The sequence below is a fragment of the Bacillus sp. FSL R5-0434 genome (genome assembly GCF_038004745.1).
In the GTDB taxonomy this organism is placed as follows: domain Bacteria; phylum Bacillota; class Bacilli; order Bacillales; family Bacillaceae; genus Bacillus; species Bacillus halotolerans.
This window is the reverse complement of record NZ_JBBORV010000001.1, coordinates 3,499,893-3,525,554: the sequence shown is the minus strand read 5'-3', so window position 1 is coordinate 3,525,554 and position 25,662 is coordinate 3,499,893. Positions and strand designations below refer to the sequence as shown.

22 protein-coding genes are annotated in these 25,662 nt (G+C 45.2%); 13 read left to right on the top strand and 9 right to left on the bottom strand.

Annotated elements, in window-relative coordinates; genetic code table 11:
* Window positions 1-37: 37 nt before the first annotated feature.
* Window positions 38-2,533 carry a PEP/pyruvate-binding domain-containing protein gene (locus NYE43_RS18380; protein WP_341062337.1) on the bottom strand — a complete coding sequence of 832 codons (2,496 nt, stop codon included), beginning with the start codon at window positions 2,531-2,533 and terminating at the stop codon, window positions 38-40.
* 630 nt (window positions 2,534-3,163) lie between these two features.
* On the opposite strand from NYE43_RS18380, the gene NYE43_RS18375 reads away from it, so the two are divergent.
* The 3 genes from NYE43_RS18375 (at window position 3,164) to uvrA (ending at window position 8,443) form a co-directional block, all read left to right on the top strand.
* A complete protein-coding gene (locus NYE43_RS18375; protein WP_003228053.1) occupies window positions 3,164-3,394 on the top strand; it encodes a CsbA family protein in 231 nt (76 codons plus the stop codon).
* Between the two features lie 182 nt (window positions 3,395-3,576).
* Window positions 3,577-5,562 carry an excinuclease ABC subunit UvrB gene (gene uvrB, locus NYE43_RS18370; protein WP_010332039.1) on the top strand — a complete coding sequence of 662 codons (1,986 nt, stop codon included), beginning with the start codon at window positions 3,577-3,579 and terminating at the stop codon, window positions 5,560-5,562.
* Between the two features lie 7 nt (window positions 5,563-5,569).
* The gene (gene uvrA / locus NYE43_RS18365; RefSeq protein ID WP_106019629.1) at window positions 5,570-8,443 is read left to right on the top strand and encodes an excinuclease ABC subunit UvrA; all 2,874 of its coding nucleotides are present in this window, start codon (window positions 5,570-5,572) and stop codon (window positions 8,441-8,443) included.
* Between the two features lie 43 nt (window positions 8,444-8,486).
* Here the strand turns inward: uvrA and NYE43_RS18360 are convergent, their stop codons facing one another.
* Window positions 8,487-8,717: a hypothetical protein gene (locus NYE43_RS18360; RefSeq protein WP_341062335.1), complete on the bottom strand. Its 231-nt coding sequence runs from the start codon at window positions 8,715-8,717 to the stop codon at window positions 8,487-8,489.
* Between the two features lie 218 nt (window positions 8,718-8,935).
* Between NYE43_RS18360 and NYE43_RS18355 the strand changes: the two genes are divergently transcribed.
* The 4 genes from NYE43_RS18355 to NYE43_RS18340 are packed head-to-tail and all read left to right on the top strand — an operon-like array spanning window position 8,936 to window position 10,946.
* Window positions 8,936-9,262, top strand: coding sequence for a hypothetical protein (locus NYE43_RS18355; protein ID WP_103671267.1), 327 nt, complete (start codon window positions 8,936-8,938; stop codon window positions 9,260-9,262).
* A 23-nt stretch (window positions 9,263-9,285) separates the two neighbouring features.
* Window positions 9,286-10,383 (top strand): DUF4097 family beta strand repeat-containing protein, encoded by a 1,098-nt coding sequence (locus NYE43_RS18350; protein ID WP_095712927.1) that lies wholly within the window; start codon window positions 9,286-9,288, stop codon window positions 10,381-10,383.
* Between the two features lie 4 nt (window positions 10,384-10,387).
* Window positions 10,388-10,585 carry a PspC domain-containing protein gene (locus tag NYE43_RS18345; protein ID WP_024122997.1) on the top strand — a complete coding sequence of 66 codons (198 nt, stop codon included), beginning with the start codon at window positions 10,388-10,390 and terminating at the stop codon, window positions 10,583-10,585.
* Between the two features lies 1 nt (window position 10,586).
* Window positions 10,587-10,946, top strand: coding sequence for a phage holin family protein (locus NYE43_RS18340; RefSeq protein WP_010332033.1), 360 nt, complete (start codon window positions 10,587-10,589; stop codon window positions 10,944-10,946).
* A 26-nt stretch (window positions 10,947-10,972) separates the two neighbouring features.
* Here the strand turns inward: NYE43_RS18340 and NYE43_RS18335 are convergent, their stop codons facing one another.
* Window positions 10,973-12,187 (bottom strand): MFS transporter, encoded by a 1,215-nt coding sequence (locus NYE43_RS18335; RefSeq protein WP_341062333.1) that lies wholly within the window; start codon window positions 12,185-12,187, stop codon window positions 10,973-10,975.
* A gap of 18 nt (window positions 12,188-12,205) precedes the next feature.
* Complete coding sequence (locus NYE43_RS18330) at window positions 12,206-12,715, bottom strand: MarR family transcriptional regulator (protein ID WP_341062332.1); 510 nt, start codon at window positions 12,713-12,715, stop codon at window positions 12,206-12,208.
* Window positions 12,716-13,319: 604 nt separating this feature from the next.
* Here NYE43_RS18330 and NYE43_RS18325 point away from each other — a divergent pair.
* Entirely contained in the window at window positions 13,320-17,195 is a 3,876-nt protein-coding gene (locus NYE43_RS18325; protein ID WP_341062330.1) for a metallophosphoesterase, read from the top strand.
* Between the two features lie 18 nt (window positions 17,196-17,213).
* Here NYE43_RS18325 and NYE43_RS18320 read toward each other — a convergent pair whose 3' ends face one another.
* The 3 genes from NYE43_RS18320 to nagA are packed head-to-tail and all read right to left on the bottom strand — an operon-like array spanning window position 17,214 to window position 19,874.
* Window positions 17,214-17,945, bottom strand: a complete 732-nt coding sequence (locus tag NYE43_RS18320) for a GntR family transcriptional regulator (RefSeq protein ID WP_101859884.1) — start codon at window positions 17,943-17,945, stop codon at window positions 17,214-17,216.
* Between the two features lie 13 nt (window positions 17,946-17,958).
* The gene (gene nagB, locus NYE43_RS18315) at window positions 17,959-18,687 is read right to left on the bottom strand and encodes a glucosamine-6-phosphate deaminase (protein WP_341062328.1); all 729 of its coding nucleotides are present in this window, start codon (window positions 18,685-18,687) and stop codon (window positions 17,959-17,961) included.
* Complete coding sequence (gene nagA / locus NYE43_RS18310; protein ID WP_341062326.1) at window positions 18,684-19,874, bottom strand: N-acetylglucosamine-6-phosphate deacetylase; 1,191 nt, start codon at window positions 19,872-19,874, stop codon at window positions 18,684-18,686. Before nagA ends, nagB begins: the two co-directional genes overlap by 4 nt.
* 182 nt (window positions 19,875-20,056) lie before the next feature.
* Between nagA and hprK the strand changes: the two genes are divergently transcribed.
* From hprK to hprF, 5 genes are read left to right on the top strand one after another with little or no spacing between them, the layout of a single operon-like run.
* Window positions 20,057-20,989 (top strand): HPr(Ser) kinase/phosphatase, encoded by a 933-nt coding sequence (gene hprK / locus NYE43_RS18305; protein WP_010332023.1) that lies wholly within the window; start codon window positions 20,057-20,059, stop codon window positions 20,987-20,989.
* A gap of 13 nt (window positions 20,990-21,002) precedes the next feature.
* Window positions 21,003-21,812 (top strand): prolipoprotein diacylglyceryl transferase, encoded by an 810-nt coding sequence (lgt, locus tag NYE43_RS18300; RefSeq protein ID WP_103671274.1) that lies wholly within the window; start codon window positions 21,003-21,005, stop codon window positions 21,810-21,812.
* Window positions 21,813-21,835: 23 nt separating this feature from the next.
* The gene (locus NYE43_RS18295; protein WP_024122987.1) at window positions 21,836-22,774 is read left to right on the top strand and encodes a nucleoside recognition domain-containing protein; all 939 of its coding nucleotides are present in this window, start codon (window positions 21,836-21,838) and stop codon (window positions 22,772-22,774) included.
* Complete coding sequence (gene ppaX, locus NYE43_RS18290) at window positions 22,771-23,421, top strand: pyrophosphatase PpaX (RefSeq protein WP_024122986.1); 651 nt, start codon at window positions 22,771-22,773, stop codon at window positions 23,419-23,421. The genes NYE43_RS18295 and ppaX overlap by 4 nt, the downstream gene beginning before the upstream one ends.
* Before the next feature lie 3 nt (window positions 23,422-23,424).
* Window positions 23,425-23,946, top strand: a complete 522-nt coding sequence (gene hprF / locus NYE43_RS18285; RefSeq protein WP_095712936.1) for a heptaprenylglyceryl phosphate O-acetyltransferase — start codon at window positions 23,425-23,427, stop codon at window positions 23,944-23,946.
* 19 nt (window positions 23,947-23,965) lie between these two features.
* On the opposite strand, the gene pelC is transcribed toward hprF, so the two are convergent.
* Both pelC and NYE43_RS18275 read right to left on the bottom strand, forming a co-directional pair.
* The gene (pelC, locus tag NYE43_RS18280) at window positions 23,966-24,631 is read right to left on the bottom strand and encodes a pectate/pectin lyase PelC (RefSeq protein WP_010332018.1); all 666 of its coding nucleotides are present in this window, start codon (window positions 24,629-24,631) and stop codon (window positions 23,966-23,968) included.
* A 249-nt stretch (window positions 24,632-24,880) separates the two neighbouring features.
* A complete protein-coding gene (locus NYE43_RS18275; protein WP_010332017.1) occupies window positions 24,881-25,627 on the bottom strand; it encodes a C39 family peptidase in 747 nt (248 codons plus the stop codon).
* Between the last annotated feature and the right edge of the window lie 35 nt (window positions 25,628-25,662).

Sequence of the window (25,662 nt, the reverse complement as noted above, 5' to 3'; positions counted from 1 at the left end):
CACCTGCCCCGCTTGTATAATAAAGAGGGTGGGCGCATCAGGACCGGCTGACAACTGTGATTTTGCCGCTGTTTCCGTCTACAGTGACGATGTCTCCATCTCGAAGCCTTTCTGTCGCTGCACGTGTGCCGAGAACAGCGGGAATGCCGTATTCCCGTGCGATAATCGCTGCGTGAGACAAGATTCCTCCTGTGTCTGTAATAATGGCTTTGGCATCTTGAAACAGGCTGGTCCATAGCGGTGTCGTCATTTTGCAAACCAGGATGTCTCCAGGCGCGAATTGAGAAAACTCACTGGCATCCCGAATCAATTTAACCGGCCCTGTTGCGATACCGCTTGATGCTGCAATTCCGAAAATATCATTCTCCGTGTTTTTTTCATCTTCTATGACAGCACCGACAATTTCTTCAGCCGCTTTCAGCTGCGCTTTTGTCGGTGTACCGAGATAAGCAGGCGCCTGTGCCAGCTCATACTCATGAAAGATTTGTCTCCGTTTTTCAGCCTTCTCTTGAAGGGATACGGGATGAAGGAGCGCGTTTTCCACCTCGTCATCATATAAGAACCAAAGGTCTTCTCGATCTCGGATCACACCGCTTTTTGCCAGCAATTCTCCTACCTTCAGCAAAAAGACTCTTGCCTTGGCATCCAGCATAGCATCAATGTAAAAATGATGATCATCTTTAATATTGGACGAATTCAGCGTCCATTGATAATAACGTTCAAATTCTTTCTGCAAAGCGGAATCCTCAATGCTTTGCAAGAATTCATTGTACAACTTCTCACGTTTTTCAATGGTCTTCTTAAATTCGTTGTCAAAATGATAGCCATTGCGGACGTAGTTTTGAATATGAGTCAATGCGTAATATGGATTCTCTGCCCAAGTCTGTTCAATCAGATCGTGGCTTTTTACAGATCTCCATCCGTATTCCTGTAAAAATTCATTGACTTTTTGCAGGAAACGTCTGCCCTCGTCGATTTGTTCTAATTTCTTCTGCAGCTGTTGCGGCTCGGTATGCTCAAAAATGGCTGTCAGACTCGGATTTTCTCGTACTTCAACGGAGAATTGCCATAGGCGGCGGTCTGTTTCCAGCGATTTGTTCATGACTCCTGTCAGCATTTCATAAAAATGTGAGTTTTCAGCTTCACCCTGAATGTTTTGATACATTGCTTGCAGTTTGTTCGTCAACAGAATTTGCGGGAAAACGATATTGAAGTGTTCCTCATAGGCCGTGAGATAAAAGGCCTTCAGTTTTTTAAAGGCATCCAGCGCACTTTCCGGAGTGTGTTCCGTTTGTGTGAGTTGGTCCAATGTCCGGTAAAACGGAAGGTACGTGTTATGAATGATGTCGTACATGCGCTCGGCCAATATCGGAAAAAGCTCTTCGGCACTGTCCTCAGGAGGCTGTTGTTGTCCGCCTTGATTTTTTGAATAAATATGTCCCCGGTAAACTTTTACTTCATCGACGATGACACCGATCGGGAACTGCTGCATACTTTTCTTTAAGCCGTATTCAAGTGCGGGCACAATAAAAGATGAAAATAGCGGACTGACCGGGCCTTCGATGTTGGACTCCATATTGAGCCAAAAATCATCCATATCCTCGCCGGTAATCATGAAGTTCCGTTCTTCCTCAGCCGCTTTTTTATCCTGTTCAATGGTGGTAATTGGCCGTGCCTGCAGAAGGTACAGTTTATGATCGGCGATCCCGAATTCTAAATCAACAGGATATCCGTATAGGGCTTCGGTTTTTTTTGTGATTTCAGTCAGCTCAATTACCTGTTCATCTGTAAGGCAAAAACGGCTGCGCATGTCTTCGCTCGTTTCTTTTTCGGCAATGCCTTCTGCTGCGGACTCCATGTAGATCTCTTTTAAACCCATTTCTTTCTGAATCTCAAATGAAGCTTTATGAACGATATACGTGTCAGGAGTGACGCTTCCTGATACGACCGCTTCTCCCAGGCCGTAGCTGGCGCTGATTAATAACTCTCTATCATCATGGGTAACGGGATTTTGGCTGAAAATCACACCCGATATTTCTGAATTGATCAGGCCCTGCACCACAACACCCATTAACGGCTCTGCGATTTGATTGTTCATTTTCTTCTTATAGCGGCTGACCCTGCCTGAGAAAAAGGAGGCCCAGCATTCTTTCACCTTAGCCAGAAATTCTTCTTCTGTTTTTATATTTAAATAGGTTTCATATTGACCGGCGAATGAAGCGCCCTCTAAATCTTCTGAGGCTGATGAAGAGCGGACGGCCACGGAACGATATGATTCTCTCAGCTCGTAAAAGGAGCTCGTCAGCTCGTTCTTTAGCTCATCTGAAAATGCTCCGGCAATAATGGCATTTTCGATATTTTCGCTTGAATCATGAAGCTGATTATCCTCCATAAAACGGGCGAGAGCGTTCGTTTGAATGATAAACCCATCTGGAACAGGAAGTCCGTGTTTGGTCAGTTTAATCAGATTCATGCCTTTTGCTCCAGCCAGCTGACTGGATTCTTCAGCTTGGCGAAATAACACAGAGTACATGTTTAAAACCCCTCTTTCCTTAGTATTTTTCTCTCTATCTTTTATTTTTGGGAGCCAATGTTCAAAAAAATGATAGTGAACACTATCACTCAATTGTAGGTTTAAAGGAAAATGCTGTCAAACGCAAAAAGCCCTAAATAAAATGAATATTTAAGTTAGTTAGATGATCATGAAAAATAAAACTGAAGCGGGTCTGCCTGCCTATTTTTTCGTATTCGCAAATCGTTTCACTGAGCTTTCAGATCACTGTTGGCCAAGCTTCCTTCATTAAACGAGACTTAATACCTATCTTCCTGCTGATTTGACAATCAGTACAGTTTCAGCTCTCATTCAGCCGCACTAAAATCAATTTTTCTTTATATTTGCTACCGTCTATTTTGCCTGCCGGTGATCTATTATTTTATTATGAACATTTCTTCTGTCCGGGTTGAATAGCTGGATTTGGGTCTTGCAAAAAAATCGGACGAGGCATCTGTCTAACTATAAGAAGAGAGTTTTGCGGCAGGGCACGATGATTGAATTGAACTGAAAAAGGGTATGGTGTAGAAAGAGGGAACCATTGCACGATTGTCCGATTCTTCATTTTTTACTATAATCAAATCAGATGAAGAATCCCTGAGGAGGGTTTTTGTGATTACAAAAGCCGTTTTTGCATTATTTTTCCCTTTTATGCTTGTCGTCCTATTTACGAGAGTGACCTTTAACCATTACGTGGCGATCGCTCTTACAGCTGCACTGCTGTTTGCTTCTTATTTAAAAGGCTATACAGAAACGTATTTTATTGTAGGATTAGATGTTGTCTCCCTTGTGGCCGGCGGACTTTACATGGCCAAAAAAGCTGCTGAGAAAAAAGAAGAATAAACCGGACATAATGAATATAAAGATGAATTCCTGCTTTTACGTTTTAAAAGCAGGTTTTTTATACATGAAAACAGCTGGAAATAAAAAACCACCGAACTTTAGTTCGTATTTTTGGTGATTTTGCTTTCCATTGTGTTACTATATCTATAGGAAGATTTCGTTAAAGAAACGGAGGCTTATTTGTGAAAGATCGCTTTGAGTTAGTCTCAAAATACCAGCCCCAGGGAGATCAGCCGAAAGCCATTGAAAAGCTTGTCAAAGGCATTCAGGAGGGCAAGAAGCATCAGACTCTGCTGGGTGCAACAGGAACGGGCAAAACATTTACGGTGTCCAATTTGATTAAAGAGGTCAATAAGCCGACACTCGTCATTGCCCATAACAAAACCCTTGCCGGACAGCTTTACAGCGAGTTTAAGGAATTTTTCCCGAACAACGCTGTCGAGTATTTTGTCAGCTACTATGATTATTATCAGCCGGAGGCGTATGTGCCTCAAACGGATACATTTATAGAGAAAGATGCCAGCATTAATGATGAAATTGATAAACTTAGACACTCCGCTACATCGTCTCTGTTTGAACGGAGAGATGTGATTATCATTGCGAGTGTGTCTTGTATTTACGGTCTCGGTTCGCCTGAAGAATACCGTGAAATGGTTGTGTCATTGCGTCCTGAAATGGAAATTGAGCGCAACGAGCTGCTTAGAAAGCTTGTTGACATTCAATATGCCCGTAACGACATTGATTTTCAGCGCGGTACATTTCGTGTGCGCGGAGATGTAGTGGAAATTTTCCCGGCATCCCGTGATGAACACTGTGTAAGAGTCGAGTTTTTCGGAGATGAAATTGAACGGATTAGGGAAGTGGACGCCCTGACCGGAGAAATTTTAGGCGACCGTGAACATATCGCGATTTTCCCGGCATCCCACTTCGTTACGCGGGCCGAAAAAATGGAAAAAGCGATTCAAAATATCGAGAAGGAGCTTGAGGAGCAGCTGAAGGTCATGCATGAAAACGGCAAGCTTCTGGAAGCGCAGCGCTTAGAGCAGCGGACGAGATACGATCTTGAAATGATGCGGGAAATGGGATTCTGCTCCGGCATTGAGAATTATTCAAGACATTTGACGCTTCGCCCGCCGGGTTCAACGCCGTATACGCTTCTCGATTATTTTCCTGACGATTTTATGATTGTGGTGGATGAGTCGCACGTGACGATTCCTCAGGTGCGCGGCATGTTTAACGGAGACCAGGCGAGAAAGCAGGTGCTGGTGGATCACGGATTCCGTCTTCCGTCAGCGCTTGATAACCGCCCGCTCCGGTTTGAAGAATTTGAAAAGCATATGCACAATATCGTCTATGTGTCAGCCACACCAGGGCCGTATGAAATTGAACATACAGATGAAATGATAGAGCAGATCATCCGTCCGACAGGGCTTCTTGACCCGCTTATTGACGTGCGGCCGATTGAAGGCCAGATTGATGATTTAATCGGTGAAATTCACGCGAGAGTTGAACGGAATGAACGGGTGCTTGTAACGACTTTGACGAAGAAGATGTCAGAGGACCTAACCGATTATTTAAAAGAAATCGGCATCAAGGTTAATTATCTGCATTCAGAAATTAAGACGCTTGAACGGATCGAAATTATTCGTGATTTGCGTCTCGGCAAGCATGATGTGCTCATTGGCATCAACCTCCTGAGAGAGGGGCTTGATATTCCGGAAGTATCCTTGGTTGCGATTTTGGATGCGGATAAGGAAGGCTTCCTGCGTTCGGAGCGTTCGCTTATTCAGACGATCGGACGGGCGGCGAGGAACGCGGAAGGCCGTGTCATCATGTACGCCGATAAAATGACGAAGTCTATGGAAATTGCAATTAATGAAACGAAACGCCGGCGCGAGCAGCAGGAGCGGTTTAACGAAGAACACGGCATTACGCCGCAAACGATTAATAAAGAAATTCGTGACGTGATTCGTGCGACTGTGGCTGCTGAGGACAAAGCGGAGTATAAAACAAAAGCTGCGCCGAAGCTGTCGAAAATGACGAAGAAAGAGCGTCAAAAAGTCGTCGAACAAATGGAGCACGAAATGAAGGAAGCCGCCAAGGCGCTTGATTTTGAAAGAGCCGCGGAGCTTCGCGATTTACTTTTAGAGTTAAAAGCGGAAGGATGATGAAAGAATGGCTATGGATCGGATTGAGGTGAAGGGAGCAAGGGCGCACAACCTGAAAAATATTGATGTAACCATTCCGAGAGATCAGCTTGTCGTTGTTACAGGACTGTCTGGGTCAGGGAAATCCTCCCTTGCCTTTGATACCATATATGCAGAAGGGCAGAGACGATATGTTGAGTCGTTATCCGCCTATGCCCGCCAGTTTTTAGGGCAAATGGATAAGCCTGATGTCGATGCGATTGAAGGGCTTTCTCCTGCCATCAGCATTGACCAGAAAACAACGAGTCGAAACCCGAGATCTACTGTCGGTACGGTAACGGAAATTTATGATTATCTGCGTCTTTTGTATGCGAGAGTAGGAAAGCCGCATTGCCCGGAGCACGGAATTGAAATCACGTCACAGACCATTGAGCAGATGGTGGACAGGATTTTGGAATATCCGGAGCGGACGAAGCTTCAGGTGCTGGCGCCGATTGTGTCCGGCAGAAAAGGCGCTCATGTAAAAGCGCTTGAGCAGATCAGAAAACAAGGCTATGTCAGAGTCAGAATTGACGGCGAGATGGCCGAGCTTTCTGATGAGATCGAATTAGAAAAGAATAAAAAACATTCAATTGAGGTTGTCATTGACCGGATTGTGGTAAAAGAAGGCGTAGCAGCCCGTCTGTCGGATTCATTGGAGACAGCGCTTCGATTAGGTGAAGGGCGTGTCATGATTGATGTGATCGGTGAGGAAGAGCTGATGTTCAGTGAGCATCATGCCTGTCCGCATTGCGGATTTTCAATCGGTGAACTTGAGCCGCGGCTTTTTTCATTCAACAGCCCATTCGGAGCGTGTCCAACGTGTGACGGTCTCGGTATGAAGCTCGAAGTTGATGCAGATCTTGTTATTCCCAATCAAGATTTGTCATTGAAAGAGAATGCAATTGCCCCTTGGACGCCGATCAGCTCACAATATTATCCGCAGCTTCTTGAAGCGGTCTGCACCCATTACGGCATTGATATGGATGTGCCGGTAAAGGATCTGCCGAAGCATCAGCTGGATAAAGTCCTTTATGGAAGCGGAGATGACCTGATTTATTTCCGTTACGAAAATGATTTCGGGCAAATACGCGAAGGTGAAATCCAATTTGAAGGCGTATTGCGCAACATTGAAAGACGCTACAAGGAGACAGGCTCGGATTTCATCCGTGAGCAGATGGAGCAATATATGTCCCAAAAGGCTTGTCCGACTTGTAAAGGGTATCGGCTAAAGAAAGAGGCGCTTGCGGTGCTGGTCGACGGACGTCACATCGGAAAAATTACCGAGCTGTCTGTCGGAAATGCCCTTGATTTCTTCAAAGACCTTACGCTTTCTGAAAAGGATATGAAGATTGCCGATCTGATTTTGCGGGAAATTGTGGAGCGTTTAAGCTTTCTGGATAAAGTCGGACTTGATTATCTGACACTGAGCCGGGCAGCGGGAACATTGTCCGGGGGAGAGGCGCAGCGGATCAGGCTGGCAACTCAAATCGGTTCGCGGTTATCCGGTGTGCTTTATATTTTAGATGAGCCATCAATTGGTCTGCACCAGCGTGATAACGACCGTTTAATCAGCGCGCTGAAAAACATGAGAGACCTGGGGAACACACTGATCGTTGTAGAACATGATGAGGATACGATGATGGCAGCCGATTATTTAATTGATATCGGCCCGGGTGCGGGCATCCACGGAGGACAAGTTATTTCCGCGGGAACTCCGGAAGAAGTCATGGCAGATCAAGATTCGTTAACAGGCAGTTACTTATCAGGGAAGAAATTTATCCCGCTGCCTCCCGAAAGAAGAAAACCGGACGGCCGCTATATTGAGATTAAAGGCGCTTCAGAAAACAATCTGAAAAAGGCAAATGCCAAGTTTCCGCTAGGGACGTTTACAGCGGTTACGGGTGTATCAGGATCGGGGAAAAGCACCCTCGTCAATGAAATACTTCACAAGGCATTAGCGCAAAAGCTTCATAAAGCAAAAGCGAAGCCAGGCAGCCATAAAGAAATCAAAGGCCTCGAACATTTAGACAAAGTCATTGATATTGATCAGGCGCCGATCGGAAGAACGCCGCGGTCAAATCCTGCGACATACACCGGTGTTTTTGATGATATTCGCGATGTATTCGCACAGACAAATGAAGCGAAAGTCCGCGGCTATAAAAAAGGCCGTTTCAGTTTTAACGTGAAGGGCGGACGATGCGAAGCCTGCCGCGGAGACGGGATTATAAAAATTGAAATGCACTTCCTTCCTGACGTATACGTGCCATGTGAAGTGTGCCACGGCAAACGCTACAACCGGGAAACACTTGAAGTGACATACAAAGGAAAAAGCATTTCTGATGTGCTTGATATGACGGTCGAAGATGCTCTTTCTTTCTTTGAAAATATCCCGAAAATTAAGCGCAAGCTCCAAACCCTGTACGATGTTGGTCTTGGTTATATTACGCTCGGCCAGCCGGCGACTACCTTGTCAGGCGGTGAAGCGCAGCGGGTGAAACTTGCATCTGAACTGCATAAACGCTCAACCGGCCGCACGCTGTACATTTTAGATGAACCGACAACAGGTTTGCATGTCGACGATATCGCCAGACTTCTTGTCGTGCTTCAGCGTTTGGTTGATAATGGGGATACAGTGCTTGTCATTGAGCATAATCTTGATATCATCAAGACGTCTGATTATATTGTTGATCTGGGGCCCGAAGGCGGAGCCGGAGGCGGCACCATTGTCGCGTCGGGAACACCGGAGGAAATCACTGAAGTGGAAGAGTCCTATACAGGGCGTTATTTGAAGCCTGTTATGGAGCGTGACAAAAAACGCATGAAGTCACTCTTGGAAGCGAAAGAAACTGCAACATCTTAAAACCCTCTTTTCAGAGGGTTTTCACTTTTCTTTGCAGTATTTATTAAAACGTCTTCTTATACAGCTGCCGGCTCACATTCATTAAATCTTGAACAATATGAGTGCTGCTGCTGTCCAGAAGAACTTTTATATATTGAATGTCATGAGAGATGGGAAGAAGCCCGTGAATCTGTTCAAGCTCGGCTAACATTTCACGGTTCATTCTTTTTTGTTCATGAATCAGTTTTAAAACGGATTCTTGTGTTACTGTATAGTCACTGGGATCTTTCTCCATTGCTTGTCCAGCCTCCTTGATTGCCGTAAGCTTTTTACATATTGTAATCGGTACGGCTGAAAGATTCTACTTCTAAAACTTTTTAAAATCCAATTTCCGTAAATGGAAGCATGTCTAAAGGATGATTTTGAAACCTCTGGAGGTTTTATACGTATATCTATCTAAGTAAAACGTCCTGACTTATTGTCACGGATGATTAACGATTGGAGTGGAATAAATTGAACCGTAACCAAGCCATAATTGCATCACTTTGTTATTTCAGCGTCTTTATCGCGCCGGTCATTGTGCCGATTGTCGCTTATTTTGTTGTTGATGAGAAAGAGACAAAACGTCACGCGATACGTTCTCTGCTTTCTCACATTGTTCCTTTTGCCGGCTGGCTGGTTTTATTTATCGCTTTTCTTGGCGGGGCTATTGCCATTGATGGGGAAAGCGTTTTGCCTGTCTTTGTGATGATTGGCGGAGTCATCGTCTATTTCTTAGTTGTACTCGGTATTATCATTTGGAACGTCATTCAGGGCATTAAGGTGCTGCGTGCAGCATAAGTAGATCATAGGGAGGAGATCGAATGAAGCAGGAAAAGGAACGAATCCTCAAGCTTGTGGAGGAAGGAAAGCTGACGGCACAGGAAGCACTGACGCTGATTGAAAAGCTCGACAGCGACTATAAGGAAAAAGAAGAAAAAATCACGGCTCTGTCAGTTAACGTTCATGAAGAGGATGAGCCATTCACAGCGGCCAAAAAAGAGGGCAACAAGCCGTCTTTAGGGGCGAAGCTGTTCGATTGGATTGATTCTGCTGTGAAAAAGGTCAAAGAAGTTGATCTTGATTTAAACTTCGGGCATTCGTTTGACGTACAGCATATTTTTCAATTTAAGGATACTGATTTTTCCAGTGTGGAGCTCCAGATCGCAAACGGCAGCGTAAATATTGTTCCGTGGGAAGACGAGGATATCAGAGCGGAATGCCAGGCGAAGGTATATCGCACTGACAGCCAAGAAGCAGCAAGAGACGCTTTTCTTCAGCATATTGAATGTGAAATCAAAGGAAATAAGTTTTTTATCCGTACAGAAAAGAAAACGATGAAAACCAATGTCACATTGTATATTCCTCAGAAGGAGTATGATAAGATTCGGGTGAAGCTGTTTAACGGACCGATTAGAGGGGAACATTTACATGTAAAAGAGTTCTCGGCGAAAACGACAAATGGCGTGCTGTCGTTCTCGAATTTGACGGCTGAAAAAGCTTCGGCAGAAACGGCGAACGGCCAAATTAAGCTAGCCAATCACAATTGCGGCACGATAGAAGCGGAAACCATTAACGGGCTGATTGATCTGCGCGGAAAAAGCGAATCCATTGATGTTCAAAGCTTTAACGGAAATATCGCGATTACTGTAACAGAATCAGACTGCCGCTCGATTTACACAAAAACGACGACTGGAAATGTGGAGCTGTCGATTCCGGATGATCTTGCGGTGAAGGCTGAACTGAAAAGCAATCTCGGCTCGCTGTCCCACGAATTAATAGATGTTGACATGCTGAAAGAAAAAAATGATACCATTCAAAAAGAAATGATGTTCACTTCTAATCAAGCACATGATCAAAACATCGCCGTTTTCTCCGAATCATTAACTGGCGCCATCAAATTAAAGTATACACAGAGGTGATCGAATGAATAGATTATATCGTTCAGAAAAAAACAGGAAAATGGCCGGCGTCATCGGCGGCCTGGCGGAGTATTTCAACTGGGATGCGTCACTCCTCAGAGTGATAACCGTCATTTTAGCCGTTATGACAAGCGTTATTCCTGTTCTGCTCATATATATCATTTGGATTTTTATTGTTCCGTCAGAAAGGGATATGAAGTAACATGGTCAAATGGGCAGTCAGCATTTTAGTAAATGCTTTATTATTAATCGTCATTGACGGTTACATTGATTCCATTCATATCAGCAGCATCGGGGCAGCGATTATTGCCAGCCTCATTTTATCAATCTTAAACGTGCTGATTAAACCGCTCTTGATTATCTTTACGCTGCCTGTCACAGTTGTGACGCTGGGTCTCTTTTTGTTTGTGATTAATGCCATCACCTTGATGATGACAGCGTCCATTATGGGTGACAGTTTTCAAATTGACGGCTTCGGATCAGCCATCTTGGCATCTGTTGTCCTGTCGGTGTTCCATTTGCTGATTCAAAAAGGCATTTTAGAACCGCTTCGAAAAAAATAAAAGCTGCCATACAAATGGCAGCTTTTTTACATAAGATGTTTTTCTTGTTTGATGTCATGTTTCGCCTGATGCATATACGGCAGAAGGCAAAAGCTCAATATGGCAAATGCGATACCCAAAAGGCCAAAGGACATGACAGACGGCATCCGTGTCAACAGATAAGCTGATATCATCGGGCCGGCCGCCATACCTGTATATCTGACAAAGTTAAAGATTCCGATCGCGCTCCCCCTGTTGTGTTCAAACTCATTGGTGATCATCGTGGAATACAGGGGAGGAATAACCCCCATCGAGACACCGAACAGCGCCAATGTGAGAGCCATAAGAATGATCGAGACGGAATGGGTAAAAGCAAATAAAATGATGCTGACCGCTGCAATTGAATTGCTGTAGACAAACAATGTACTTAAAGGAACTTTTGCCTGTATGTTTTTAAACAGAAAGGTACCAGCGATTGTGCTTAACGCCAGAGGCAAATATAACAGTCCCGCTATCTGTACATCCATATGATAATGTTCCGTCAGCAATATCGGAAGATAGACAATAACCGCAAAATAAATGAAAAAGAGAAAAAAGCTTAAGGTCAAAATGACATTTCCAGCTCTGTTTGTGAAAATGGATTTATAATGAGCAAGCAAACTGCCTGATTTTGCATCTTGCTTTGGTGCGCTATGAGAATCCTTAGGGAAGAAAATGCTGTTTGTTGCTAATAAAATAACAGAGATCACCGTCAGCATCCAAAAGATCCCTTCGTGTCCGAAAGCACCGCCGAGAAACCCCCCGAGAACAGGAGCAATAGCCGGGGCGGCCGAAAGCAGCATTTGATACGTATCCATGGCATTTCCGCGATCACTGCCTGTAAATAGCTGGCCGATTGTGGTGGCTGCAATGAGAGGGAGTGCTGCGGAACCGGCTGCCTGTACGATTCTAAAAATAAGAAACAAAGTAAAATCAGTGGTGATGGCACACCCGAAACTGGCTGCCGCCGTTGCCAGTATTCCGGCAAGCAAGATATAACGCGCGCCTTTAAAATCGATGATGGGGCCCAAAATAATTTGCATAATGGCTGTCACAATCATAAAAACTGAAATTGTCAGGTTTACGAGGGTTACAGAGACATGGAAAGATTCTTTAATAATCGGGATGATGGGTGAATATATATTTTGGCTTAAAGAAGCAAAAAATGCGCTGAAACAAACAATATACAAGATCAGCATTGCTTTTGATTTCGTTTGAGCCATAAAGAACAACCCCCTTTTTTACTTTACAGGTTTCTCTGAAGTATCATCTGTTTGCTCAGCTTCAAGTCTGGAGGTAAGCTGTTCTAAAAATTTCAATACAGCATGCTGTTCATCTTGTGAGAATGAATCAAGGAATTGGTAAAATGCCAGCTCCTTTTTTTTGTGCAGTTTTTCATGCAAATCAAAAATCTGTCTGCCTTTACGGGTTAATTTGAAATAGACTTCTTTTTTGTTATCAGTCAGCTGATAGCTATTGATAAATTCTTCTTTGATCAGTTTTGTGCTGATTTTCGTTACGTTCGCTTTTGATAAGTTCATTTTTTTGGCAATTCCCGTATTATTAATCGGTTCATGTTGGCCAATACAGTCAATGACATGGATGCTAGTGATGTTTTTGGGAACATCAATCACATCTTCTTCTGCGGCCTCCTTAAAGAACTGCTGAAGTGAAGTATTCGCTTTTTGTTCATTAAGATGCAGGAGCCGAACGTATATGTCGTATATCAGCTGTTTTGTCAGACCGGACATAGGCTACCTTCTTTCTTTGAATGAATGGTTTACCAGGAAATAATAAAAATTGTTTACCGGTGAACGATTTTATTTTATCTGTACTTGTTTTTGTTGTCAATTGCTGGTGCTTAAAGAAGCTGAAAAATGACCAGTAAAAATAGTGTAATAACCATGGCATTTACACTTATTTTCAATTTTTTAGGGCTGATGATATTGACACATGGCAGAATAAGGGATGGAATGACCGATGTTTACTGATAAACATTAATTATGATAATCGTCTATGAAACGAAAAAAGGTTATTGCTGAAAATGATCCGTTGAAGCTTTAAGTGCTGTCTATCAATAATCCATCTCATTTTAAGAGGTAAATGAGATGGAAGCTGTACCGTGCTTATCTCTTTTTAATGCGAACTCTTGTATCGCTTTGAAATCATTCATTATGAATGCTGTTATTCATCAATCTGCCTCTCTGATTTTATCGTTAACCGGTTTAACTAACCTCGGTTTATTGGATAATAGTGGAACTTCAAGGTGCAGATATCTTTTTGTTCTTTTTGCACAAAAATTAACTCATAAGCTTCCCTGTTCAGACGCAAAATACGTAAAAGGGAGGTGTCGTGATGAGAAAATACACAGTCATCGCTTCTTTATTATTGTCTTTTCTGTTTGTTCAGTCTGGCGGCCATCATGAAGCGAGGGCCTTGCCCGTCATAAAGCAGGAGCCGTTTCAAACGCCTCATTACATACCCTTGCTTGAAAACCCTCCTCAAATTGAAGTGAAGGCTGAAATGAAGGGCAACCTGATCATTCAGGCGCACGTGCGTGACAGTGAGTATCAATCGTTTTCTGCCTTTTTGTTTTATAAACAAAGCAATGAACTGGGCTATAAAATGGTGCCGATGGACCCAACCCCTGGAGCTATCCGCCAGTTTTTGGCGCAAATTCCGAAGAGGTCAATCTGGAATAGCGAGCTCGAGTATTACATTGTGTTCTCGAATGGAAAGCAGCAGGTGGAGTCAGAAACGAAGACACTGAAGCTGGATGGATTTCAGGCTGATCTCGCCCATATCCCGGAGCTGCTGATCACCGAGCTTGCGGTTGATACAAAAAATACCGGGCGTACAGACGGTTATGAATTTATTGAGGTATATAATACAACCGACAGAACAATTGATTTTAAAGATTATCACATCCGCTATCGCTATCCGAAGGAAGGGCCGGACTCCGATTTGATTTGGAGACCTGATCAGCGGGTCGTCATTCCTTCTGGCGAAACCTGTGTATTTTGGCTCAAGCCTGCCGGACATCCTGAGTTGACAGCGGATGATTTTAACCGGCACTATCAGACACATTTGAGAGAAGGGGAAAATCTGTTGGTGCTGGAAGGAACAGAGGGCATGGCGAATACCCGGCCGCGTGCGGTTGCGATATCGACGAATACAGGGAAGGATATTTCAGTTGCGCACTACAGAAAGCATGCGCTGCGCCGCCTGTCGTCTGTGCTTTATAAATATCCTCTCGATGGAACAGCGGAACTGCTCAACATTTCAATAGCAGAAAAAAATCCGTCGCCAGGCTCGGTTTTACAGGCGCAGGTTCCAGAGCAAAAACGAAAAATGATGCTTGATAAAGAAAAGCCGGTTATAGAAGATTTAACAGACCGCAAGCCTGTCCGTCCGGCTGAAAGCATTGAACTGCGGGCTGACATACGTGACCGCAGTTTAGTGAAAACGGCCGCCTTTTATTATCGGACAGATGAAAACAAACCGTTCAAACGCATTTTCGCTGAAAAAGACCGCAACGATCATTTGTACCATTATATTGTCTACTCACCTGAGCTGATCGGGATGGATCAGCTTGAGTATTACGTCGTAGCCGGTGACGGGATTAATGAAGCGAAGACGCCTGTCAAAATGATTGATATTAAGCAAACAAGCAAGTCGCACGGTTTGCGGATGAATATAGAAAACAGAGATACACTTTCGGGGACACAGTTTCTCAAAGCGACTACGGATGGGCGGACTGACAGCATTAAGTTGTGGATTGACGGAAAAAAACAACTGACAGAGCCCGCCATGGAAAAAGAAGTATATTTTGCGTTCGATACCCGAAAAACGAACCTTTACTTTAAAAATGCTGTAACGATGGACGGCAAGGTGCTAAAAGTCTTCGATGATACGACAAATAAATACCGCACCTATTCTGTCCCTTTGCCGGAGACGCTGCTTCAAAAAGGGAAGCAGCTGCAGCGTATCACGATACGATCGGGTTCAAAGGTATCTCCGTTTGATACGGCTGAAAACCGTGATGACTTTTTAGTCAAAAATGCCCGATTGGTATTATCGGATGGAACGGTGATCAGGGATGAGCGTATTTCTCCCGAGAAGGAGCTTTTTATTGGGGATAATCAGCGCTCAAATAAAAGCTGGCCGTTTCAATTTCATTTGCCTGACGGACTGTTTACGTCACAGCTGCTGAAGTGGGATACAGAGAAACTGACTGAAGGAGCCCATCATATTGCAGTAAGCGACGGGAATGAAAACCTGAGTTTTGTAGTGCGGGTTGATAATTCAGGGCCGCACATCGAACCGAATGTGACGGACGGACAGTCGTATAAAGGAAACCTGGTTCTGCAGGCAGATATGTTTGATAAATGGAGCAAAATAGAGGAAACAGAGGCATTTTTAGATGGTGACAGCATTACGCTCCCGTATCATACGTCCACTTCTGAGCTGTCTCCGGGCAAACACACGCTGAAAGTCTCAGCAACAGATTTGGCTGGCAATAAAACGGTTATTGAGCGGACATTTAAGACAGAGCGGGAGCATCCGGACCAGCCGGAAATCGTAAATAGCGATGCCGATACGCACAAAGCCAAGCTTTCGGTGCGGGTGAAGGATCCGACGAATGACGCGATGGATGTGTCTTTTTACAGAGGCTTTCAATATACGGCGCAAAACAGAAATAATGTGAAAATTTTTAAGCATGCGTCACTGACTGAACCTCCGAAGAGCTTTGTCCCGGAAAGCGAGACGCCGTTTACCAATGAAGAAATGAATCGGGTGTCAGGAGCTGACGGAAAAACAGTGTCAACTGAAGAGAAGGAGCTTTTTCCTTATCACCGTTTTGAAGTGACGGTTGACCCGTCCATTGATGAGAATGATTTGGCTGAAGCCGTTTGGAGAGGAAGCTCTCTGCCGGGGAGAAAAGTGACAATGTACGCTTGGAATTACCGGACAAGCCAGTGGCAGCCGATTGACAGCTTCGTTGCCAAAGATGACAAACAGTTCACGCTAAAGGCGTCTGTCATCGCTTCCGATTATGTACGGAAATCTAAGGTGAATATCATTGTTCAGGACGAAATTCCTCCTGCGAAGGATATGTATACCTTTGTCTGGATGTCAGACACGCAGTATTATGCAAAAAGCTATCCGCATATTTTTGATAAGCAGACTGCATGGATCAAAAATACCCAAAGGAAGCTGAATACGAAATACGTGTTTCATACAGGGGATATTGTAGATGATTCCGCGGATATCAGACAGTGGAGAAACGCTGATCAATCAATGCGTGTCCTGGACAACAGCGGAATTCCTTACGGCGTGCTGGCCGGAAACCACGATGTCGGTCATAAGGACGGCTCCTACAGGGCATTTGGCAAATACTTTGGCAGCCACCGTTTCGATAAGAGACTGCATTATGGCGAATCGTACAAAAATAACCGCGGGCATTATGACCTCATATCAAGCAGCGGCAATGATTATATCATGCTGTACATGGGCTGGGGCATCACGGACGAAGACATCGCATGGATGAATCAAGTGCTGAAGAAGCACCCTGACAGGACAGCTGTCTTAGCTTTTCATGAATATTTACTCGTAAGCGGAAACAGAAGCCCGATCGGCGAGAAAATTTTCAAGAAAGTTGTCAAGCCGAACCCGAATGTCGTGATGGTGTTAAGCGGACATTATCACAGCGCGATGAGAAAAACAGATGAGCTGGATGATGACGGAGACGGAAAACCGGATCGTCTCGTACATCAAATGCTTGCTGATTATCAGGGCGGGCCCGAGGGCGGCCAGGGGTATTTGCGTTTGATGCAGTTTGACCAGGCAAACAATGTGGTGCATGTATCCACATACTCTCCGTATTTGGATGATAAAAACTTTTATGATACAGATAGTTACGGCAACAAGGATGAGTTTACGCTGGAGCTTGATCTGAAGCCAAGAATGAAAAGAGTAGAAACCGATTATTTTGAATGCAATGTCTATACAAACGAACAGCTCGGAAAACGCGAGAAAGTGAAAAGCGGGGAAACCGCCGAATTCCTTTGGGAGAATCTAGAGCCGAGTTCTGTTTATTATTGGTACACCATTGTGGAAGACAGCTTTAACGGAAAAACGAAATCACCGATCTGGAAGTTCAAGACGAAAAAAGAAACCTATCGTCCAGCGCCAGACCAGTTTGATTTTCGCCGTGTCTCCAATCCTTAAAAAGGGGTTGGAGATTTTTTATGACAGCCGATCCATGTAGTGAACAAAAGTATAACGGTCGCCCCTGTATACAGACTTTACATGCTCAAAAGCAGTCCCGTTCTGCAAATACGTTGTTCGTTTAATCAACAGGACTGGCGCCCCCTCTTGGATGCCGAGCATGCTTGCTTCATCCTGTGTTGCGGCGCTCGGTTCAAGCTCTTGTTTGGCGCGGGAAATCGGCGTGCTGTTGTACCTTTCGATATGCTCGTAAATCGAAGACTTGAAATGAGACTGATTTAATTCACCTGCCAGCTCAAATGGGATGTGTGAGGCTTCGATCGCCATAGGAATATCATTCGCCAGCCGAACCCGTGTGATTTTGTGGATGCGGGACGGGTGCCCGCATCCTAGTATGGCGGCCAGCTCCTCAGTCGAATCGATAAGCTGATAATCGATGAGCCTGCTGCTCGGCCTCATACCGCGGCTTTTCATATCTTCGGTAAAGCTTGTAAGCCCTTGGAGCGCTTGCTCCATTTTTAACTTGCTGACAAAGGTGCCCCGGCCTTTCTGGCGATAGAGAAAACCTTCATTGACCAAATTAGAAAGCGCTTGGCGCACTGTCATCCGGCTGATCCCGAATTGCTCGGCATATTCCCGCTCGGAAGGAAGCGGCATATCCGGCTTCAGCTCTCCGCTCTTTATTTGGGCTTTTAATTGCTCCATAATCTGATAATAAATCGGGATAGGAGATTGTTTATCGATATTCATAGCGAAAATCCTTTCAATGCCTGAATTCCGCGGCTTGTTGATCAATCAAAACCGAAACGTTAGGATGCAGATGCAAAGCAGACGCAGGGAATTCCTCGTTGACTTGTCCGTCCAGCAGCCGTTTGGCAGCTTCGGCTTTGCTTGTGCCGGAGATAAGCAGAAGAATCCGCTTGCTTGAGAGAATCGTTTGAATTCCCATTGTAACGGCTTTTTTTGGCACACTGTCAATGGAGGGAAAATATCTGGCATTGGCCTGACGGGTTTGTTCATTTAATGCCACGACATGTGTGCGGGACTGGAATGATGTACCTGGTTCATTAAAGCCGATATGCCCGTTCCGGCCGATGCCGAGCAGCTGAATGTCCGCTCCGCCAAGTGATTCAATCAATTGTTCGTAGCGTTTGCACTCGGCTTCCAGGTCACCTGCGTTTCCATCAGGAATAAAATGCCGGCTCGGTTGACTGTCGATATGCTGAAAGAAACGGTCATTCATATAGCAGTGATAGCTGTTTGGGTCATCACCGGAAAGCCCGGCGTATTCATCTAAATTAATCGTGGTGATGTTTTGAAAAGAAAGATTCTCTGTTTGGTGCAGGCGGATCAGCTCGCGGTACGTGCCTTCCGGTGTCCCGCCTGTTGCTAAACCGAGAACGGCATCAGGCTTTTCCCTGACTGTTTCAGCCACAATGCCGGCAGCTTTTTGGCTTAATGCCTCATACGATTGACATTCGATTACTTTCATATATGATCAGCCTCCTTGGATGTAAATGCAATGTTTCCGCGGCAAACGGTGAGAAGCACCTCACATTCACTGCTGACAATTACAAGATCCGCATCTTTTCCCTCTGTTATACTGCCTTTTCGGTCAAAGATGCCAAGCTGTTTGGCCGCGTTTGCTGAAGTTATATTTGCTATATCCGTCCAAGAGCAATTCGTAAACGCGCGCATATGCCGGGCGCTTTCATTCATTTTTAAAATCGAACCGGCAAGCGTCCCGTCCGAAAGAAGAGCTGTTTTTCCCTTTACTGTCACACTCTGTCCGCCGAACTCGTAGACTCCGTCTTTCAGCCCTTTCGCCCGCATCGAATCGGTGATCAAGATAAGCTTGCTGCTGCCTTTTGCTAAAAAAGCAAGCTTTGCCGCTAACGGATGGGAGTGGATACCGTCAGCAATAAGCTCTGTGACATACCCCTCATGTGCGAGGGCTGTCCCGATTACTCCGGGTTCACGATGATGAAACGGGCTCATCGCATTGTATAAGTGAGTCATATGGCTGGCGCCTGCTTCAAAGGCTTCCAAAAGTAATGCGGAGTCTGCATCCGTGTGCCCCATTGACGCGATAATCGACTCATCCTTTAAATAACGGATCAGCTCAAATTGCTGGTCCTCCTCCGGCGCAAGCGTGACGATTTTGATCAGTCCGCCTGCCTCCTGCTGCCACTTCTTGAAAAGTGCAAGATCTGAGGGCCTGATCCATTCCTTTGGCTGCGCTCCGGCCCTTTTAGGTGAAACAAAGGGACCCTCCAAATGAATTCCGATCAATTCCGCACCTAAGGAAGAGGATTCCTCCGCAGACTTCCAATCTCTCGCATTTACCAGAGCTTGAGAAATTTGGCCGTGCTCCTGTGTGATGGTTGTCGCTAAAAAACTCGTTGTGCCTTCCTCAGGCAGTCTTGAGGACATGGCATCGAGCGCGGAAAAGCTCGCATCCATTGTATCTGCGCCATAGCCGCCGTGAATATGAATATCAATCAGCCCCGGAAGCAATACGGCATCCTTTGGGCCTTGAATTTCCTTTGCGTATTGCTCTTTTGGCCGTTCTGTTGAGACAGCGCTGATTTTTCCGTCCTTGACCCCAACATAGCCGTTTTTGATCACTTCATTTTCTGTCACGATACTGATTCCGCTGAGAAGAAGACTATCTGCCATGAATGATCCGCCTTTCTGGAATATGAATACGTTTATTTTACTCTTTTTCAGACTAGTGATCTAGACCAGCTGACACGTTTGCCAGTCTTTTATAAAATCTGTTTTAGGTTCAAGCCCGAAAGTGATAAAATGAAATTATTGTTGAGCAAGCTCGGGTTATCCCGGAACAGGAGGAACATATCGTGGCAAAGGTTCGGACAAAAGATGTAATGGAACAGTTTCATTTGGAATTAATCAGCGGAGAAGAAGGAATTAACCGCCCGATTACGATGAGCGATTTATCAAGACCAGGCATTGAAATTGCCGGATATTTTACATATTACCCCAGGGAGCGCGTACAGCTTCTGGGGAAAACAGAGCTCTCTTTCTTTGAACAGCTGCCGGAAGAGGATAAAAAGCAGCGAATGGACTCTCTATGCACGGATGTAACACCAGCTATTATTCTGTCTAGAGATATGCCTATCCCGCAGGAGCTCATTGACGCTTCCGAGAAAAACGGCGTGCCTGTCCTCAGATCGCCTTTGAAAACGACAAGACTGTCAAGCCGATTGACCAACTTCCTAGAAAGCAGACTTGCGCCAACCACAGCCATTCACGGTGTGCTTGTCGATATATATGGAGTAGGGGTGCTGATCACAGGGAAAAGCGGCGTCGGAAAAAGTGAAACCGCGTTGGAGCTTGTGAAAAGAGGCCACCGCCTTGTTGCTGATGATTGTGTTGAAATTCGGCAGGAGGATCAGGATACCCTTGTCGGAAACGCCCCTGAGCTCATTGAGCACCTGCTTGAGATTAGAGGGCTCGGCATTATAAACGTCATGACGCTGTTTGGTGCCGGTGCGGTCAGAAGCAATAAACGAATTACAATTGTCATGAATCTTGAACTCTGGGAGCAGGGCAAGCAATACGACCGCCTTGGACTCGAAGAAGAAACAATGAAAATCATTGATACAGAAATTACAAAACTCACGATCCCTGTCCGTCCGGGACGAAATCTCGCGGTCATTATTGAAGTGGCTGCTATGAACTTCAGATTGAAGCGGATGGGCTTAAACGCCGCTGAGCAATTTACCAACAAGCTGGCGGATGTCATCGAAGACGGTGAACAAGACGAATAGGAGTTGGCAATAAATGAATGAAGCGATAGAACCACTCAATCCGATAGCGTTTCAGCTGGGACCGTTAGCCGTCCATTGGTACGGAATCATTATCGGCCTCGGTGCTTTGCTGGGGCTTTGGATTGCCATGAGAGAAAGTGAGAAACGAGGACTGCAGAAAGATATTTTTATCGATCTCGTCCTTTTTGCGATCCCAATCGCGATTATTTGCGCACGGATTTATTACGTTGCATTTGAATGGGATTATTATGCCGAACATCCGGGGGAAATCATAAAAATCTGGAAGGGCGGCATCGCGATTCACGGCGGCTTAATCGGTGCCATTTTGACAGGCTATGTCTTTTCGAGAGTGAAAAACATTTCTTTCTGGAAGCTTGCGGATATCGCGGCGCCAAGCATTTTGCTCGGTCAGGCGATCGGCCGCTGGGGAAACTTTGTCAATCAAGAGGCACACGGGGAGGCGGTCAGCAGAGCCTTTTTAGAAAACCTGCACCTGCCTGAGTTTATCATCAATCAAATGTACATCAACGGCCAATATTATCATCCTACTTTTTTATATGAATCACTATGGAGCTTTGTCGGCGTTATTATGTTGCTGCTTTTGCGCAGAGCGAATTTGCGGAGAGGCGAGCTGTTTTTAACCTATATCATTTGGTATTCAATCGGAAGGCTCTTTATTGAAGGAATGCGGACTGACAGCTTAATGCTGACAAGTTCGCTTCGCATCGCTCAGGTGATCTCAATCGTATTGATTGTTTTGGCTGTAGCAGCCATCATCTTCAGACGCGTCAAGGGGTACTCGGCGAAACGTTACGCAGAGTAGACGGTAACAAAGGGGGATGAGGGATGAAGAAGATTTTTCTGGCCGGTTTTGCGGCAGGTCTTCAAACAACATGGACACTCGGCAAAGTCATTTTTCCGGTAACGCTGGTGGTCACTTTGCTTCAGCATACGCCTGTCATGGATTGGCTGGTACGGCTGATCACACCGGTAATGGGCCTGTTCGGGCTTTCCGGTGAAGCGGCGATCCCGCTTGTTCTTGGGAATATGCTGAATCTGTACGCGGGGATTGCCGGGATATTGACACTGGATTTATCCGTGAAGGAAGTTTTTATCTTAGCGGTGATGCTTTCATTCTGTCATAACTTGATTATCGAATCGACAGTCGCAGCAAAGGTCGGGATCAGGATTGGCATCATATTGGCAGTGCGCATTGGTTTGGCAGCTGTTTCTGCAATCGTCATCAATCTCATCTGGCATGGCGGGCAGGAAACGGCGCAGTACGGTTTTATCGCTGCAAGGGGTGATGCGCCTGACGGCTGGCTGGCGATGCTGGCCGAGGCTTTAATGAAAGCCGGTCTTGGCGTTTTGCAGCTGGCGGCAATTGTGATCCCGCTGATGATCATCATTCAATTTATGCGAGACTTAGGCTGGCTGCACACGTTTTCGAAGTGGCTGTCTCCGTTTACGCAGATGCTCGGCATGAATAAAAATACCTCGATGACAATGGTGGCCGGCTTGACAATCGGTCTGGCCTACGGAGCGGGTGTCATGATTAAAGCAGTCGAAGATGACGGCGTTGGCAGGCGCGACATGACACTGGCCTTTATTTTTCTCGTTGCCTGCCATGCCGTCGTTGAAGATACACTTGTCTTTATTCCGCTTGGCATTCCGGTTTGGCCGCTTCTGCTGATCCGGGTCACTACGGCTGTGCTGCTGACGATGGCTATATCGTATACGTGGAAAAAATGGAAACCCTCAGCGGTTGGAAAGGAAGCAGTATGACTGATAAACAAGTTACGACAATTCTGTTTGATTTAGACGGAACCCTTATTAATACGAATGAATTAATTATCGCTTCATTTTTGCATACGCTGGAGCATTATTACCCGAGCCGCTATAAACGTGAAGATGTGCTTGCGTTTATCGGCCCGTCTCTTTTTGAAACGTTTTCTTCAATGGATGCTGAGAAAACTGAAGATATGATCAGCATGTACAGAACATACAATCACCAGATGCATGACACACTTGTCACCGAATATGAAACGGTTTATGAAACGCTGGATGAACTAAAAAAAGCAGGCTTTACATTAGGAATTGTGACAACAAAATTAAGAGATACTGTCAATATGGGCCTTAAGCTGACGGGCATCGGCGAATTTTTCGAAACCGTTGTTACACTTGATGACGTCACGATGGCAAAACCTGATCCCGAGCCTGTTCTGCTGGCGCTGAAACAGCTGGGAAGCGAGCCTGCGGAAGCCATCATGGTCGGCGACAACTATCATGATATTCTGGCGGGTAAAAACGCCGGCACAAAAACAGCCGGGGTCGCTTGGACGATTAAAGGCCCGGAAGCGCTGGCGAAACATGAGCCTGACTATATGCTTGAGAAAATGAGTGATCTATTACAAATCGTTGGAGTGAAGTAATCTGTGAGAAAAACAGATCGGCATCCGGTATCAGGTGCTAACTCACTGTGGCATGTCTATCAAACGGTGCCTTTTTTGAAGGTAGTGAAGAATTTCATGATCATTCAAATCGCGAGATACACACCGTTTATAGGGATGAAAAACTGGCTGTACCGTACATTTTTGCGGATGAAGGTCGGAAAGCAGACATCCTTTGCCCTCATGGTGATGCCCGATATTATGTTTCCGGAAAAGATCTCAGTCGGAACGAATTCAATCATCGGATACAATACGACCATTTTGGCCCATGAGTATTTAATTCAGGAGTATCGAACCGGTAAAGTCCTGATCGGAGACGAAGTGATGATCGGAGCCAACACGACCATTCTGCCAGGCGTAGAAATAGGGGATGGCGCAGTCGTGTCTGCCGGAACGCTTGTCCATAAGGATGTGCCAGCCGGAGCATTTGTCGGCGGAAATCCGATGAAAATCATATACACAAGGGAAGAAATGCAGGAAAGAATAAAAAGCCCGCTGAATAAATAGCGCGGGCTTTTTCTGTATATTAAAATTGGGTATTGTTTTTTTCCGTTACGTGCTGGACGCCGATCCATTTCTTGCCGACGTTGGAGTATCTTGTGTTCGTCATGGTGACAGTGCTCGTTTTACTGTCCGTACGGAAAATCGCTTCCTTCATGTTTGTGATGGTGCATCTGTCGATAATGACATCGGTATGGAAGGTCGACCCGCCCAGCTGTCTAATAAACTTTCCGCCGTTATCCGCAGTGAAGTTTTTCACTGTAAACGTGCTGGCTTTATTGATTTGAAAGATTTTATCAGAAGCTTTTTGAGCAGAACCGCCGTCAATGGTTACTTTTCCTTCCTTCTTCACAGTTAACGCGTCCTCACCGACATCTTCCCACGTCACATTCTGAATGTTAACGTTTCCATAAGTGTGCACGCCATCAGCAGCAGGAGCTCCGAGCACTACATTTTTCAGAGTTGCTCCGTCTTCCACACGAAAAACAGGCTTTTGGTTTTCGGATTGGCTTCCGTCACCCAATTCTTTTCCTGCTACAAACCGCTGTCCCTTCCCGTCATATGTTGTATTTTTTGGCACGATAATTGTTTCATGAACCACTTTGTCAGCTGCAAAAGCAGTTGATGTCTGAAACTGGCTGAAGCCCATAACCAAACTGAACATAAATAGGATAGACACGATTTTTTTCAATGATAAAATCCTCCCCGGATATCTTTAGTTTTGTAAGAGAAGCGTCAGCATCTTGCACCGGCTTCTCTCACATAGATCGGGGCAAGGCTGAATCTGTTTTAATCATAAAAATAGCCAGCCTGAAAGTAAAGACAAATTTGGATGGAAAATGGAAAATGCGTCATTGTTACCTGATTTAAACATCAAGCATGAGTATTGGCGTATTTGCTCAGGAGAGAGCATAAGAAAAGCTTGTGAAAGCGGGCAGCTTTACTTTTGAACGACGATGGCTTGGCTGCCCATTTGCACCCACGCTTTTTCGAAGCTGGTCCGGTCTGTTTTTCTGTTTTTATAGCCATAAGGGTCATTCACATACACGTAATTTTCATCATAACCCGTGACGGCGACACTGTGTTCGCTGTACGTGATATCGATCGTTCCGTTTGGCGTTTTCCATGTCTGCATGTTGTCAACCGGCGTAAAGTTGGCTGTCGTGATAACCCAAACCGGGTTGCCTTTCTCAAGCTGCTCATAAACAGCAGAGATGCTTTTTCCTGTCAGATCAGAAACGCTGTCCCCCGCATAGGTTTTAGCGAGCTGATAGATCGGGCCGTGATAGACACCTAGCCCCGGGCCGTTCGCCATATCACCGACAAATCCGTCATTCGGATCACCTTTTAATCCGCTGCTGTATGTCAAAGGCACTGTTGCGATCTGGTTTGCCAGTGTATTCTTTGTCACGTTGTATCCCGCATAGTGCAGCACCATCGCAAGGCTCGTCACCTCACAGCCATTATAGAGCTTTGGGGCATCCATCTGATTGAAAAGCGTGACGTCCATCGGCTCAGCGCTTCCTTTCAGTTTCTTCTCTTTGTTTGCTGCTTCAGATTCATTCTTCGTTGCACCTAAATCAATTTTGAAAAACGAAATATCTATATCTTTTGCATATATTTTGATGCCGAAGAAAATGACAGCAGAAAGTATGATCAGTACACATAACGTTCGCAGTGTTTTCATCTTTAACTCCTTGTTCTCTATTTGATTTGTATTAT